This window comes from Psychroflexus salis (assembly GCF_014640175.1).
Taxonomy (GTDB): Bacteria; Bacteroidota; Bacteroidia; order Flavobacteriales; family Flavobacteriaceae; genus Psychroflexus; species Psychroflexus salis.
Genome location: NZ_BMGL01000010.1, coordinates 18,612 through 33,740 on the forward strand (window position 1 = coordinate 18,612; position 15,129 = coordinate 33,740).

The following is a 15,129-nucleotide window of genomic DNA, read 5'->3' on the forward strand; positions in this document are numbered from 1 at the left end:
TAATTTAAATTTAAAGCAATTCTTGTTCTTCTAAAATTATATGTGTTTCTTGTTGAACTTGAAGCAGTTGCTCCTGCAGTGAAGCTTCTTGTTTTAAGTGATTATTTTTCAATAAGCGAAGTATAGCATGGTCTTGCGCTCTTCCTTTTCGAAGTGCTTCTGCATAGGAAACATCTTCTCTAAAAGTAACTAAGGAATACTTAGAAGCATATTCTTTAGGAAATTCAGTTTCAAAAGCAATTTCTAGCTTACGTTTTTCAAGAAAGATTTCTTTCGCGGTATGCGATTTCATTTCATGAAAATTATCTAAGGCTAAATCGGCTATTCCATCGGCATCCTTTTTACGGTTTTTACTGAATTGCTGAAAAGCTTCAGCTAAATTGAAATTACTGTCCACCAGATATTGGTCAAATTCTACTACATCTTCAAATGAAGCATTCATACCTTGACCATAAAAAGGAACAATGGCATGTGCAGCATCTCCCATAATTAATGCGTTGTTATAGGTCCAAGGTGAGCAACGAACCGTTCCTAATGGAGCAGTTGGATTTTCAAAATATTCTTTTTCAAGATTTGGCATCAAAGCCAACGCATCTGGGTATTCCTTTTCAAAATATTCTTTTACAATCTCTGGATTCGTTAAATTATTGAAATTATAATCGCCACCTTCATAAGCTAAAAATAAAGTAACCGTAAAGGTTTTATCTAAGTTAGGTAGGGCTATCAGCATATTTTCTCCCCGTGGCCAAATGTGCAAAGCTCCTTTTTCGGCTGCATAATTATTTTCTGCTGTGGCTGGAAAACTCAATTCTTTATAACCATGGGTAAGGAAATTTTGCGAAAAACTAAATAAGAAATCCCGTTGTTGCATCATGCTTTTACGCACTACCGAACCTGCGCCATCCGTACCAAAAATAGCATTGGCTTGAAAATGAATTTCGTTATTATTTTCATCTTTAAAAACTGCTTTTGTTTTCTCTAAATCAACATCTTGACAGGATAATTTAAAGTGAAGCTTTACATTTTTAAATTGCTCAACTTCATCTAGTAAAAGTGCGTTTAAGCCACCTCGTGAAATGGAATTGATGTATTCATTTTCTCTTCCACTGTATTTAGAAAGTTGCGTGTTTCCTTCGCGATCGTGCAACATTCTTCCATACATCGGGATGCATAATTCCTTTACTTTATTTTCTAATCCAACTAAATTGATGCCTTTTATACCACGGTCTGAAAATGCTAAATTAATAGAACGTCCAGCTGAAACATCTTCTTTTCGTAGGTCTGGTCTTTTTTCTACTAAGTCAATTTGGTAACCGTGTTGTGCTAAACGCAAAGCCAATAGGCTTCCGCAAAGTCCTGCACCAATAATAAGTATATGTTCTTTTTTTTGCATTACAAAAGTGATTTTAAGAGTTCAACAAAGTTGAAAACATCTTGATATGAATTGTAGAGTGGAGCAGGAGCAATTCGAATTACATCGGGTTCTCGCCAATCGGCTACCACACCTTTTTCGGTTAAAACATCGAATAGGTTTTTGTCGGCATCTTTTACTTGCATGGAAAGTTGACAACCACGTTCGTTCGGATTTCTTGGGGTAATGATATTAATTTTTTCATGATTAATTTCATCGACCAAAAACTCTAAATAGCTTGTAATTTTTTTCGATTTAGTACGAATATTTTTGAAACCTGCTTCGTCAAATACTGCTAAAGAAGCACGAATAGCTGCCATCGACAATATTGGTGGGTTGCTTAATTGCCAACCTTCTGCTCCAGAAATGGGATCAAACTCATGCCGCATGTTGAAGCGCGTAGCTTTGTTATGTCCCCACCAACCTACAAAACGTTTTAAGTTTTTATTATTAGCATGGCGTTCGTGCACAAAGCAACCGCCCAAACTTCCAGGGCCAGAATTTAAATATTTATAGGTGCACCAAACCGCAAAATCAGCTCCCACTTCGTGCAGATTGGGTTGAATATTTCCTACCCCATGGGCTAAGTCGAAACCAACGAGCATTCCATGTTTATGTCCGAGTTGAGTAATTTTATGCATATTATAAAACTGCCCGGAGTAGTAGTTGGTATTACCAATCATTAACAACGCAATCTCGTCGCCTTGTTCATGTATAATTTGTTCTAAATCTTCTACATGGCAGAGCTTATCTTCTTGTCTAGGTTTCCACAGTATTAATCCGTCTTTGGGATCGATATTATGAAACTTTAGCTGGCTTTCTACTGCATATTTGTCGGATGGAAATGCATCGGCTTCAATTACAATCTTATAGCGTTTAGAAGTGGGTTGATAAAATGAAACCATCATTAAGTGCAAGTTGGTGGTTAGGGTATTCATTACCACCACTTCTTTTGGTTTTGCACCCACAATTTTAGCCATAGATTCGCTTAAAAATTCATGGTAAGGCATCCACGGATGTTGGGCATCAGTATGACCTTCTACGCCTAAATTTGCCCAATCGTTTAATTCTTGCTGAATGTATTTTTGAGTTCGTTTAGGTTGTAATCCTAAGGAGTTTCCACACAAATAGATGTGTTCTTCTCCATTTTTTTGTTTAGGGATATGAAATTCTGAACGAAATTTTCGCAGTTCATCTTGTTCATCCAATTTCTTTGCATAAGCTAAGGTATTTTGAAAAGTATCTATCATTTTTTAATCGCTATTTCAGTAAAATAAATTCGGAAACTTCCATCTGCATTTCTTCTATCGGTGCTAATGTTTATTCCATCGTAAGTTTTATAATTATCCCATGCATTTATAATGCGTGGCTCATTGCTTCCTGCTGGGTAAAAACTCCATTCTTCAATCTTAAAATCCTTATTAACATACAATTTGTATGAATCGCCTGGAGTGTAACCGCCTTCTTCTTTAAAACGGATTACCAATTCGGTTAATTCTTTTTCATGGAAAGGAGAAACCACTGTTTTATGAATCTCGTGGTCGTAACCATCGGTCCACATTAATTGAAATGGAAACAACAACCAATAGGTGTCGTTAATAAAGGCTTGATGAATTTGTTGATCTGGATTTTTATTGATGTCGATGCCAACTTCTTCACCATCAACATTCATAAAAATTTTATCTTTCTGCACTTGCCATTTCCAATCTCTTTTAAATTCTTTTCCTTGGTTGTTTACATTAAAGCTAAAATGTAGTTCTTTAACATCGTCCCAGTGTTTAAATCCGTTGGCAATGGCTAATTGTTCTATATAAGATAATTCTGTGGTATTGTCTTTAGGTATTTCTTTTTTAACAGAAGGCTTAGTCTTGCTATCGCAGCAAATTAATAAAGTAATTAAAATTAAAGACAATATATACCGCATTTAGTTTTTGTTGTAAAGATACTTAATTTGAAATGCTTTACAAGCTAAATTAGATGTTCGTTGCTTTATATGAAAACCTAATCTTACCCATCTTCTCGTATAAAATCGGAAACGAGATAAGAGAGTGTTTTTCCGATTAAAGTGTGTTCGTTGGGAGCTGCTTCACAAATGTGTAAATAGTGAATTTTATGTTTTCGAATGAGTTTCATAAATGAGCGCATTACATTTAATGAAAACCCAGAAGGTGTAACTGCACTTGCGTTAATATTATGAATTACATCGCAATCTAACTCCATTCCAAATTGACCTTTTAAAAAGTCCAAGGAAGTTTTCATTTTTACTAATTTATCTAAACTTGTAAGATGTAAACAGTCTTCAAATAAATGATACTTAATTTTTTTATTAGCATCCATTAACTCAAAAATGCTTTCTGGCGTGTAATTTTTATGAAGACCAAAAATACTATATCGGTCTAAGTAATTTTCAGCTAAAGCATAGGTAAATCCATTTCCGCTATGTCGGAATTCCATTGGGCGTAAATCGGTATGAGCATCAATATTAGCCACATTAATAGGAGTTTGTAAGGCTTTGGAACAAGCTTTAATAATTCCGTAGGAATTGTTATGGCCACCACCAATTACAATGGGTATTTTTCCTGCCAAAACAATAGCTTCAACAATTTCTTCTACAGCCTTATCGATTTGTGTAACAATTTCTCCTAATTTTTCATAGTAAGCATCGTCAGATTTGGAAATGCTATCAGCTTTTTGCATCCAAGCTCTACAGTCTACTTCGCCTAATAAAACCAATTGTTCGGGACGATTATACCGGTTGGTTTGGATGTTTAAAAATGCATTTAAAAAAACATTCCACGTTTTAGCTGCACCAGACTTCCCTCGATTGGCACGTATTCCAACATCTTCAGGAATTCCTAGTAACACATATTTAGCAGTTGCGTTATGCAGTTCACTAATCGATGAAACAAATTGAATTTTTTCACCAAATTTAGATTCGCCAACTCGAGTTTGTATATAATTTTTTACATCGTTTTGGCTATAAAGGTTAAGGCTGATCATGAGTTGTGTATTTGTGGATTACCTTTAATATAAACTTGTTCTATGTGATTACTTCCAAAAGAATAGGGGAGAAATGCATACGAATGAATGGGTTGCGTTACAATAATATTTGCGCGTTTTCCTTTGGTAATACTACCTACTTCATTTTCTACTTGCATTGCAAAGGCTGCATTAATAGTTGCTGCATTAATCGCTTCTTCGGGTGTCATTTTCATTTTAATGCAAGCTAAAGATATTACAAAATTCATGTTTCCACTAGGTGTACTTCCTGGATTATAATCGCTTGCTAAAACTACTGGTAAATCATTTTCGATTAATTTACGAGCCGGTGTGTAGGGTATTCCTAAATAAAACGAGCATGAAGGTAAAGCAACGGGTAAAGTTGTTGATTTTTTTAAATGTTGAATGTCTTCGTCGGTTAAAACTTCTAAATGGTCTACACTTAGTACATTTTCTTCTGCACTAAGTTGAAGACCACCAAACGAAGTAAATTGATTTACATGAATCTTAGCAGGTAAGTTGTATTTTTTTCCCGCTTTGATAATGCGTTCTGTATCTTCTAACTCAAAATAGCCTTTTTCGCAAAAGACATCGATAAAATCGGCTAAATTTTCGTTTACAACTTTAGGAAGCATTTTGTTGATGACTTCATCGATGTATGCTTTTGTATTTCCATTGAATTTTTTAGGCAAAGCATGTGCCCCTAAAAAAGTAGTTTTAATTGGTAAATCGAAATCTTCTTGAAGTTTTTTAGCTACGCGAAGCATTTTCATTTCGGCAGCTGTTGTTAATCCATAACCCGATTTTATTTCAACTGCTCCAGTGCCTTGGGCAATAACTTCTTGCAAGCGAATTTTAGATTGTTTATATAATTCTTCTTCAGAAGTTTCCTGAAGTTGCTGAGCAGAATTCACGATTCCACCACCTTTTGCTGCAATTTCTGCATAAGATAAACCTTTAATTTTATCAACAAATTCGCTTTCTCGATTACCAGCGTAAACCAAATGCGTATGCGAATCTACCCAAGTAGGCAAAACAATTTTCCCTGTACAATCAATGCTTTTTATACTAGAATCGATTTTAAAATCTTTCATTTCACCATAGTCAACAATAATTCCATTTTCAATATGAAGCCAAGCGTTTTTTAGAGTTGGTAAATCTTGAAGTGCTTTCCCTTTCAGGATTTTAGATGCTGAAGTTCTAACCTGAAGGAGTTCTTTTATATTAACTAAAATAAAATTCATAGTTGGGGTTTGGTTGGACTTTCAATTTTAATCAAAATAAGTGAAATATTAAAATTAATAAGCTCTAGAATGATGATTAAAATAAAAAAAGCCCTAAGATTTCTTAGGGCTTTAAGGACTTATAAAGTATTATTTTAATCTTCGATTAATGCCATAAATTTTTCAACATTTGGCATTAAGGTAATGGTTGTTCTTCTGTTTTTGGCTCTGCCTTCGGCAGTTTCGTTGTCTGCAACGGGTTTATGAAAACTTCTACTAGATGCGATTAATTGAGCACCATCTACTTCAAATTTACCTTCCATTAACCTTACAACTGCAATTGCTCTTTTTGAAGCTAACACCCAATTGTCTTCTAAATAAGAATCGGGTACTATTTTTTGTGCATCTGCATGACCTTCTACTAAAACTTCCATATTGGGTTCAGATTTAATCAATTCTGCTAATTGACTAATCAATGGGTGAGCAGAAGCATTTACCCAAGAACTCCCACTTTTAAATAAGATAGAGTTGTTGATGGTAATTTTTACAACAGGATGACTAACGTCTACACTTAAGCCTTCCATTGAAGATTGATTTTGAGTATTTTCAGCAGCTACAGCACCTTCAGCATTTTCATCTGTGCTAACATCTACATTTGCGTTGTTAGCAAAAGTAGATTTCATTTTTTGTTCTATGTTGTAAGCAATTGCAATATTCATAGAATCTTTTAATGAAGTTGCAGCTTTAGCTCTTTCTGGGCTTATATTTTGAAAAGTATTTCGCATTTTCTGCTTAGACTTTTCTGTTATGATATTACCATCTTCACCAAACGCAATTTTGTTTTTACTTTCTTGTTGAAGATTGTTGATTTTTTGATTGTAAGCTGCAACGGTAGCCTTTAAGTCTTCAGACTCTTCTCCACATTCTCTCGCTTCATTTCTAGCTTTAGAAAGTTCACTTTCTGTGGACATTAATTTGTTTTCGGCTTGCGAAAGTTTCTTTTTTGAAACACATGAACTCATTAAAATTAATGAGCTTAATGCGAGTAGGTAGGTAACTTTTTTCATATAATTAAAATTAAAAGTGCTAATATATTGATTTTTTTAAGAGTATGTAATTTCTTTACTAAGATTATAATTTTTTACCATAAGCTAAATCACCTGCATCACCTAAACCGGGAATTATATATGATTTATGATCTAAACCTTCATCGATTTTAGCAATCCATAAATGGGTCTGATCTGGTAATTTTTCTTCTAGTAATTGAATGCCTTGTGGGGCTGCTACTACAGCAAAAATATGAATTTCTTTAGGACTAGAAGATTTAGTTAAAGTTTCAAAAACATGCCAAATTGAGTTACCAGAAGCTAACATCGGGTCAGCAATAATTAAAATGCGGCCATCAATTTCGGGTGTAGATAAATATTCTACTTCAATACTAAAATCAATTCCATTAGCATGCATTTTTCGATATGCAGAAATAAATGCATTATCAGCACGATCTAAATAATTTAACACCCCATTATGCAATGCAATACCTGCTCTTAATATTGAACAAATAACCGGTTGTTCGTTAAATTTATGGGCATGCGTTTTAGTTAAGGGAGTTTTAATGGCAACTCGCTTATAACTTGTTTGTTTACTAAACTCATAAGCTAAAATTTCGCCGATACGTTCGATGTTTTTTCGAAACCGCATACTATCTTTTTGAATTTGAGTATCTCGTAACTCGTCTACAAAAACTTGTAAAAGCGAGTTTTGTTTGCCTAAATGGTGTACAATCATGTTAAGATTTTTTAATAAATTAAAGGAGCTGTAAGTAGTACGAACAAAATAACTAAAATTGGTCCTAATATTCCTAATAAAACACCACCATATCTAAATTCTTTTTGTTCTAACATGCCCGTACTAAACGAAATTGCATTGGGTGGAGTCGAAACAGGAAGCAATAATGCACAAGAAGCACTCAAAGCAATAATGAAAACCATAACCGATGGCCTGCCTAACTGATTAAGTTGCACTAAAGAAATACTAATAGGAATCATAATAGTTGCAGTTGCTGTATTACTCATAATGTTCGATAAAATTACAGTTATTAAACCAAATACTAAATACATTACATAAATGTTGATATTTTCAAAAGCGACTAAACTTATAAAATAATCGGCTAAACCATATTGTTGTACAGCTAAACCTAAAGCTAAACCACCGGCTACAAGCATTAATGTATCCCATGGAAGTTGCCGTACTTCATCAGAATCTACAATACCCAACATGGTTAAACCCACAATTGGAATTCCTGATACCATAGCCACAGGAATCCCTGTCCATTGTGAAGATAGCCAAAAAAACAATGTAATGCCTAAGATAACCAGCATGATGCGTTGTTGTTTTTTTTGATGCTGTGCTTCACCATGATCGTCTTCATCGTCAATTTTGGTTTGTTCGTTGCTTAAAAAATCTAATGAAAGTGTTTTCGCTTTAAACGTATATTTTAATAATAAAGCCTTCCAAAAGATAAAAATAAGCAATAAGGAAACCGGTACACCAATCAGCATCCATTCAATAAAACTAATAGATATGCCAATACCTTCTAGCGCACCCACAGCAATAGCATTTGGCGCTGAACCTATAATAGTTCCCATTCCACCAATAGCTGCAGCTGTTGGAATGCCGATTAGCAAAGACTTTGTAATCGGTGCAGATTTACCAAATTGAGTAAGTATTGGAGAAATTGTGGCTATCATCATAGCAGTTGTTGCCGTGTTACTCATTAACATAGAAAGTATTCCAGTAATCATCATCAAACCCAAAAGAATATATTTGGATTGGTTACCAAGTTTAGGGACTGTTATGCGCAATAAAGCAGCATCAAGCTTAGTTTTTTTCATGCCTTCTGCTAGAAAAAAGCCGCCTAAAAATAACCATATCACCGAATCAGACCAAGTATCGACATATTGTTTTACATCTTCAGCTTCTTGATAACCTAAACTAAAAACCAAATATCCTACAATTAAAATACCTACTGCAAATGGTGGAATGGCCTCGGTAACCCAAAGAGCAATAGCAAAAAACAAAATAAACATTACATTAGTTTGCGGATCTGTAAAACTGTCGTCTTTTAACAAATACACACCTGCAAAACCAATTAATAAGGATACTACAAACATAGTAAGCCTGCTTTGCCAATTAATGCGTTTATAAATTTTATTGTTAAGCTTAACGAGAAATTTTAAGGCATATCTTCTAGAGTCTGGCATAAATTGATATTGGTTTTATAAGTGCAAAATTCGTTATTTGTATAAACATTAAAAATGACGAATATCAACTAGCTAATTTATTAATAATTGCGCTTATTTAAAACTAAATTAAATTAGATTATTCCTATTTATTTCTAGATTCTTTGCAAAAAAAAGATTTTTGTTGTTTATTTTTACGAAATATTAATTTTGATAATATACTTATATGAAAGTTGAAGACATTACAAGTTCTGAACAAGCCATTGCATTAGAAGACCAACACGGAGCACACAATTACCACCCCTTGCCAGCGGTTTTAAAAAAGGGTAAAGGTGTTTTTGTTTGGGATGTAGAAAATAAAAAATATTACGATTTTCTTTCTGCTTATTCTGCTGTTAATCAAGGGCATTGCCATCCTAGAATTGTAAATGCCATGACTAAACAAGCAGAGACTATCACGCTTACATCTCGGGCTTTTCATAACAATGTATTGGGTGTGTTTGAGAAATACGCTACGGAGTATTTTGATTTTGATAAACTATTACCCATGAATACAGGTGCTGAAGCGGTCGAAACTGCTATTAAAATTTGTAGAAAATGGGCTTACGAGAAAAAAGGTATTGCCGAAACTGAAGCGCAAATTGTTGTTTTTGAAAATAATTTTCATGGAAGAACAACAACCATAATTTCGTTTAGTAATGATGAAGGTGCACGTAAAAACTTTGGTCCTTACACGCCAGGATTTATAAAAATTGCCTACGATGATACTCATTCTTTAGAAGAAATTTTAAAAGAAAATAAAAATATAGCAGGGGTTTTGATTGAGCCTATTCAAGGTGAAGCAGGAGTTTACACACCAGCCGACAGCTTTATTCCTAAAGTAAAAGAATTGTGTAATGCACACAATGTTTTATTTATGGCAGACGAAATTCAAACTGGTATTGCTCGAACTGGAGCTTTACTCGCAGTTTGTGGAAAATGCGATTGCCAAGGTCATTGTGAGCGCCAAGCAACTTATTCGCGACCAGATTTGTTAATTTTAGGTAAAGCCTTATCTGGCGGAGCTTACCCAGTATCTGCTGTTTTAGCCGATAACGAAGTAATGAATGTAATTCAGCCTGGTCAACACGGTTCTACTTTTGGTGGTAACCCTGTTGCTGCTGCGGTAGCAATGGAAGCACTAGAAGTGGTACGCGATGAAAAACTAGCGCAAAATGCCAGAAAATTAGGTGATTTATTCAGAAGTGAATTAAACCGTTATATAGTAGATTCTAGTGTAGTAAATCTTGTTCGTGGTCGTGGCTTATTAAATGCAATTGTTATTAACGATGCTGAAGATTCTTCTACCGCTTGGGACATTTGCGTTGCTTTAAAAGAAAATGGCTTGTTAGCAAAACCAACACATGGCAATATTATTCGTTTTGCACCACCATTGGTAATTAACGAAGAACAAATCTTAGATTGTGTAAAAATTATTACAGATACCTTAAAGCAATTTGAAAAGTAAACTGCTTTAGCTTTATAAAAATTAACCGCTTACATTTAAAAATATAAGCGGTTTTTTATTTGCAATTTGCAGTAATTATTTCGCTTAAGTTGGTAGTGTAGCGTTTCGATAAACGCTCTTGGCGCATTTTCCAAGTACGCTTTAAATCTTGACAAGCAAATTTTATTTTTTCATTGCCAATACGTCTGTTTAAGGCATCAACATGTTTCATTAATTTCTGATGTTTTGGATTTTCTTTACTAAATAGAGCCAATTGCCTGTTATTTGCAGGAGTTAATCCCATAGCTATTACACCAGCTTTTTTGTATTGAAATCCTTTTGCATAAATTTGGTTTAATCCCTGAACGGCATACTTAACCAAATCTATACTAGAGTTGCTAGGATAAGCTAATTTAATAGTTATGCTTTTTCCATATTGTGGTGCATTAGCTTGAAATTTATTGGTTTTCAAAAAAACCATGAGTACTTGGCAACAGCTTTTTTGTTTGCGCATTTTTTCTCCACAAGCAATAGCGAAACTACTTACCCGTTCTTTTATGTATTCGAAATCTTCGTATTGTGTATCGAACGATCGAGTAGTGGCAATGGCTTTTTTATTAGCTACTTCTTCTAAGCTTAAGCAAGCTTCACCGCTCAATTCTTTTTTTAAGCGTAAACCTACTACCGTCATGTGTTTTCTTACCCAATCGTCAGGCAATTTTGTAAAGTCAAAAGCAGTATTGATGTTGTGTTTTTGCAAGCGAATAGCGTGTTGACTTCCAATTCCCCAAACCTCGTTAATTTTAAGCCATTTTAGAGCTTTAATGCGTTGCTTTTCAGTTTGCATTACATAAATTCCTTGTGTGTATTCTGGAAATTTTTTAGCAATTCGGTTAGCTAATTTAGCCAAAGCTTTGGTAGGAGCAATACCTACGCTAATAGGAACACCTGTTCCTTTTTCAACACGGTACTTCATTTGCATTCCTAAACTTTGTAAGTCGAAATAAGTTTCATAGCCTATAAATTGTAAAAAAGCTTCATCGATGCTATAAATTTCTAGATCAGGTGTAAATTCAGCCAATAAATTCATTACACGTGCACTCATATCGCCATACAAGGCATAATTAGATGAAAATACATGAATATGGTGTTGTTCAAATATTTTTTGGTATTTAAAAGCTGGTGCGCCCATCGGGATTCCTAAGGCTTTGGCTTCGTTGCTTCTGGCAATTACACAACCATCGTTATTCGATAAAATAGCAACGGGCTTCCCATTTAAATCAGGTTGAAACACCCGTTCACAGGATGCGTAAAAGTTATTACAATCTACCAATGCAAACATCTTACATTACATTTTTAATTACGGTAGTAACAATTCCCCAAATCATAAAATCGTTGTCTTCGGTAACTAAAATAGGTTGGTATTTTTCATTTTCGGCAACCAGCCAAATTTTATCTTTTGCTATGGCTATTCGTTTTACGGTAAATTCTCCATCGATAAAACAAACGGCTATTTTGTTATTGCTCGGCTCCAAACTTTTATCGATAATAAGCAAGTCACCATCGTTTAAACCTGCATTAATCATGCTATCACCACGGACTCTACCATAAAATGTAGTACTGGGATGCTTAATTAACTCTTGGTTTAAATCGATACTTAAATCTAAAAAATCGTCTGCTGGACTCGGAAATCCCGCACTAATCCCTTCTTTTATAAAAGGAAGAATAGTTGATTTTTCTATTTTAGGTTGAAAAATTTCTAGGATTTGATTGGAAATTACACGCATATCTCACTTTCATTTATACAAAAATAGGATTATTTCCGTTTAAATGGAAATAATCCTAAACATTAACTTTTGTTTGAAAAGTGATAGCCTAAGTAGGTTTCAAAAAAATATTCAGTTTACAAACTTACTTTTTCTTCCAAATACTTACTTCTGAAATTATTACATCAAAATCCCGACTCGATTTTCTGGTTAAGTACTTTAAATCGAAAGGTTTTTCAACCAAGGTAAATTGGCTGGATAAAATATGTTGAATCGTTTCGATGGATTTTACGGGTTCTCCATCTTTTTTAAAGCCACCTAGCCAGTTTTCTTTTGGAGTAATGGCTTTATTCCACTGGTAAGAAGAACCTAGTATAAAAATACCATCTTTACGTATTCTTTTGTGAATTTCGTTTAAAAGGAGCTGCGGATTTTGCAATTCTTCTAATAAATTAAAAGCTACAATAGCATCAAAATCCTTGTATCTTTCTTTTAATTTCATAGCATCATCTTGCATGAAAAGCACAGGATTGATAGGCTTTTCAAGTCTTAAATTATTTAGTAAAACATCTTTAAAAACTTGCAAATCGCCTTCATCTTTTACCACATAACGCAACAGTCCATTTTTTTGCAGTTCTATGGCTGGTTGAATAAAACGGGCTGATGCATCTATTGCTGTAACTTGTTTGAAATTTTGAGCTGCTTCAAAAGCTAATCTGCCAGTATTGCAATTCAAATCTAACAGGTTTTTAGTTGAAGGATTAGCAATGTGTTTTTTAAGTATTTCATTCAATTGAAGCGGTAATTTTTCAATACCTAAATAATTTGCACCATAGTTTTGCTCACATGAAATAGCTACTTCTTCGTCGGTTACATAACTATCTACTCTAATTTCAGGCTCCTGTTCAGATTCAACATATCGAAATCCTGCATGCTGATAAAAATGCCTACGAAAAGCATAGCGTGCATGTAGCGTAGCTTCGTTACCCGTAGAAATCCACGAACCACCTTTAATTAAATTGTGTTTACCATCGAAGGTAGGTGTTGAGAAATCGTCGTATAAGGGATGCACTTTAAAACCGGCATAGCCTGTAATAGGAGTTTCTGTCCATTGCCAAACATTACCCATTACATCGAAGAAATCTCCAAACGAAAATTTGTTAACGGGGCAGGATGATGTGTAGTGTTCTAAATTAATATTGCCAGGTGCAACATTCCATTGGTCTGCATCTTTAATTTTACAATGGTTTACTAATTTATACCATTCTGCTTCAGTTGGTAATCGTAATTTTTTTGAAGTTTTAGCAGATTTCCAGTTACAGAAGGCTTTGGCTTCTAAATAGTTAATTTCGGCAGGAAAACTCCATTTCATCGGAACAACCTGCGTCATTAATCGTAATTTATAGCTATTGCTTTCCTTTACCCAAAATTGGGGGTGTTCTGCTTGTTTGTAATTTTTCCACGACCAACCTTCTTCGGTCCACCATTGTTCAGTATGGTAGCCATTATCTTTTATAAATTCATAAAATTCGGCATTAGAAACTAGGTATTTAGCAACTTTAAAATCTTCAATAGTTTCTTTGTGGTTGCCATATTCTAAATCCCAACCATATAAATAATGTTGGTGCGATTTACCTAAACTTATCTCTCCACCTTTAATAGGAAGAAGTTCGTTTGTAGGAATTTCATTATCTTCTTTATATACTTCATTAAAAATACCGTTTTGTAGTTTATCTACAGGTAATTGCCTAATTAATACAGAAGAAGTTTCAATGTGTATGTTTTGATGTTCAATGCCCATAATAATCGGCCAAAATGGGTTTTCCCAATTAATAGGAAGTTGTAAAGGCAAATCTTTTATTAATTGGGCAACAGTTTTTTGAACGGTTTTTCGGTAGAATCGAACTTCATCAACACTTGGCCAATTGTAATTTTTCTCATTTAAATCGTCCCAAGACATTTCGTCTACACCAATAGCAAACATCGATTCGAATTCTGGGTTAATGTGCGAAGGTAGAAGTCCAGCTAAAACCAATTTGTTTACGAAAAAACAAGATGTATGTCCGTAGTAAAAAATAAGTGGATGCCGCAAAGGATCTGCACGCATATAAAATGCATCTTCAACTTGTAAAGTTTCGTATAATTTGGTGTCTAGCTCAAAGGTGCGATTAAAATAATCTAAAATTTCTTGTCGTTTTAAGTCGCTTATACCTTCAACTAAATTTGGTGTTTTAATATTAAATTCTTCCATAAATAAGGCTTAAATCAACTTAAGCATATAATTTTTATACATTGTAAATTTTTCGTTGGTTTGGGGTCTAACTTTTTCTTGTGTAATAGTTCCGCAGTTAGTAAAGCCTGCTTTCTCATATAATTTAACTGCAGCTTCATTTTTTTCCCAAACACGCAACAGAACTTGATTAATGTCAGCATTTAAATTGCTTTCAAAAAATTGTAGGAGTTGCTTTCCTAAACCTTTTCCGCGAAAATTCTCATCTACCAGCACTTCAGTTATGTAAAGCGTATGTTTATTATTAAATTGCTCTAGAATAGGTGTAGGGCAATCTTTATCAAAATCGAGTGGCGTAGCGATTAAAGTAGCAATTAGTTGTTGTTGATTAAATGCAAAAATTCCGTAGCCAACATCAAACATAGCATCCAAATAATACTCAGCATCGCTATCTGTTATTTTTTGTGCAGAAACACCTTTGGTAAATGCATTTAAATACAAATTTTTAAGTGTGTGCTTGTATCCTAAATACATTTGACGATCTGCTTTTTCAAATCCTATCATAACTGCAAAAGTATTACTAATCCTATTTTAACAACTTTCATTTTTATTAAAAATTCATTAATTAATTTTTATTTTTTTTCATAATAAGTTCAACAAAAAAAGGTAATTAATTTAAAGAAACTCTATACTTTTTTTGAATTCAATTTTTTGTATTTAAAAATTTGATAGATAATTAACAAAATGACATTTAGCAGTTTAGCTTGAACAACT

Annotated in this window: 13 protein-coding genes; 1 reads left to right on the top strand and 12 read right to left on the bottom strand. The window is 33.9% G+C overall.

Features of this window, described 5'->3' with window-relative positions; all coding sequences use genetic code 11:
• Positions 1–10: 10 nt before the first annotated feature.
• From IEV63_RS09195 to IEV63_RS09230, 8 genes are all read right to left on the bottom strand, one after another.
• On the bottom strand, positions 11–1,393 hold the full coding sequence (locus IEV63_RS09195; RefSeq protein ID WP_188406515.1) for an FAD-dependent oxidoreductase: 1,383 nt from the start codon (positions 1,391–1,393) through the stop codon (positions 11–13).
• Positions 1,393–2,661, bottom strand: a complete 1,269-nt coding sequence (gene kynU / locus IEV63_RS09200; protein WP_188406516.1) for a kynureninase — start codon at positions 2,659–2,661, stop codon at positions 1,393–1,395. Before kynU ends, IEV63_RS09195 begins: the two co-directional genes overlap by 1 nt.
• On the bottom strand, positions 2,658–3,335 hold the full coding sequence (locus IEV63_RS09205) for a hypothetical protein (protein WP_188406517.1): 678 nt from the start codon (positions 3,333–3,335) through the stop codon (positions 2,658–2,660). The genes kynU and IEV63_RS09205 overlap by 4 nt, the downstream gene beginning before the upstream one ends.
• 83 nt (positions 3,336–3,418) lie before the next feature.
• On the bottom strand, positions 3,419–4,411 hold the full coding sequence (locus IEV63_RS09210) for a formimidoylglutamase (RefSeq protein ID WP_188406518.1): 993 nt from the start codon (positions 4,409–4,411) through the stop codon (positions 3,419–3,421).
• Entirely contained in the window at positions 4,408–5,655 is a 1,248-nt protein-coding gene (gene hutI / locus IEV63_RS09215; protein ID WP_188406519.1) for an imidazolonepropionase, read from the bottom strand. The genes IEV63_RS09210 and hutI overlap by 4 nt, the downstream gene beginning before the upstream one ends.
• Positions 5,656–5,789: 134 nt before the next feature.
• Complete coding sequence (locus tag IEV63_RS09220; protein WP_188406520.1) at positions 5,790–6,701, bottom strand: OmpA/MotB family protein; 912 nt, start codon at positions 6,699–6,701, stop codon at positions 5,790–5,792.
• A 64-nt stretch (positions 6,702–6,765) separates the two neighbouring features.
• Entirely contained in the window at positions 6,766–7,419 is a 654-nt protein-coding gene (gene upp, locus IEV63_RS09225) for a uracil phosphoribosyltransferase (RefSeq protein ID WP_188406521.1), read from the bottom strand.
• An 11-nt stretch (positions 7,420–7,430) separates the two neighbouring features.
• Positions 7,431–8,804, bottom strand: coding sequence for an SLC13 family permease (locus IEV63_RS09230; RefSeq protein ID WP_229737224.1), 1,374 nt, complete (start codon positions 8,802–8,804; stop codon positions 7,431–7,433).
• A gap of 295 nt (positions 8,805–9,099) precedes the next feature.
• On the opposite strand from IEV63_RS09230, the gene rocD reads away from it, so the two are divergent.
• Entirely contained in the window at positions 9,100–10,380 is a 1,281-nt protein-coding gene (gene rocD, locus IEV63_RS09235) for an ornithine--oxo-acid transaminase (protein ID WP_188406523.1), read from the top strand.
• A gap of 55 nt (positions 10,381–10,435) precedes the next feature.
• On the opposite strand, the gene IEV63_RS09240 is transcribed toward rocD, so the two are convergent.
• From IEV63_RS09240 to IEV63_RS09255, 4 genes are all read right to left on the bottom strand, one after another.
• Positions 10,436–11,701: a Y-family DNA polymerase gene (locus IEV63_RS09240; RefSeq protein ID WP_188406524.1), complete on the bottom strand. Its 1,266-nt coding sequence runs from the start codon at positions 11,699–11,701 to the stop codon at positions 10,436–10,438.
• A 1-nt stretch (position 11,702) separates the two neighbouring features.
• Positions 11,703–12,146: a LexA family protein gene (locus IEV63_RS09245; protein ID WP_188406525.1), complete on the bottom strand. Its 444-nt coding sequence runs from the start codon at positions 12,144–12,146 to the stop codon at positions 11,703–11,705.
• Between the two features lie 124 nt (positions 12,147–12,270).
• A complete protein-coding gene (ovoA, locus tag IEV63_RS09250) occupies positions 12,271–14,376 on the bottom strand; it encodes a 5-histidylcysteine sulfoxide synthase (protein WP_188406526.1) in 2,106 nt (701 codons plus the stop codon).
• Positions 14,377–14,385: 9 nt separating this feature from the next.
• Positions 14,386–14,919 carry a GNAT family N-acetyltransferase gene (locus IEV63_RS09255; RefSeq protein ID WP_188406527.1) on the bottom strand — a complete coding sequence of 178 codons (534 nt, stop codon included), beginning with the start codon at positions 14,917–14,919 and terminating at the stop codon, positions 14,386–14,388.
• Positions 14,920–15,129: the final 210 nt, after the last annotated feature.

Coding starts and splice junctions, on each gene's coding strand:
- IEV63_RS09230 (WP_229737224.1), bottom strand. CDS start 8,804: ATGTTTGTAGTATCCTTATTAATTGGTTTTGCAGGTGTGTATTTGTTA.
- IEV63_RS09195 (WP_188406515.1), bottom strand. CDS start 1,393: ATGCAAAAAAAAGAACATATACTTATTATTGGTGCAGGACTTTGCGGA.
- rocD (WP_188406523.1), top strand. CDS start 9,100: ATGAAAGTTGAAGACATTACAAGTTCTGAACAAGCCATTGCATTAGAA.
- ovoA (WP_188406526.1), bottom strand. CDS start 14,376: ATGGAAGAATTTAATATTAAAACACCAAATTTAGTTGAAGGTATAAGC.
- IEV63_RS09255 (WP_188406527.1), bottom strand. CDS start 14,919: ATGATAGGATTTGAAAAAGCAGATCGTCAAATGTATTTAGGATACAAG.
- kynU (WP_188406516.1), bottom strand. CDS start 2,661: ATGATAGATACTTTTCAAAATACCTTAGCTTATGCAAAGAAATTGGAT.
- hutI (WP_188406519.1), bottom strand. CDS start 5,655: ATGAATTTTATTTTAGTTAATATAAAAGAACTCCTTCAGGTTAGAACT.
- IEV63_RS09210 (WP_188406518.1), bottom strand. CDS start 4,411: ATGATCAGCCTTAACCTTTATAGCCAAAACGATGTAAAAAATTATATA.
- IEV63_RS09245 (WP_188406525.1), bottom strand. CDS start 12,146: ATGCGTGTAATTTCCAATCAAATCCTAGAAATTTTTCAACCTAAAATA.
- IEV63_RS09220 (WP_188406520.1), bottom strand. CDS start 6,701: ATGAAAAAAGTTACCTACCTACTCGCATTAAGCTCATTAATTTTAATG.
- upp (WP_188406521.1), bottom strand. CDS start 7,419: ATGATTGTACACCATTTAGGCAAACAAAACTCGCTTTTACAAGTTTTT.
- IEV63_RS09240 (WP_188406524.1), bottom strand. CDS start 11,701: ATGTTTGCATTGGTAGATTGTAATAACTTTTACGCATCCTGTGAACGG.
- IEV63_RS09205 (WP_188406517.1), bottom strand. CDS start 3,335: ATGCGGTATATATTGTCTTTAATTTTAATTACTTTATTAATTTGCTGC.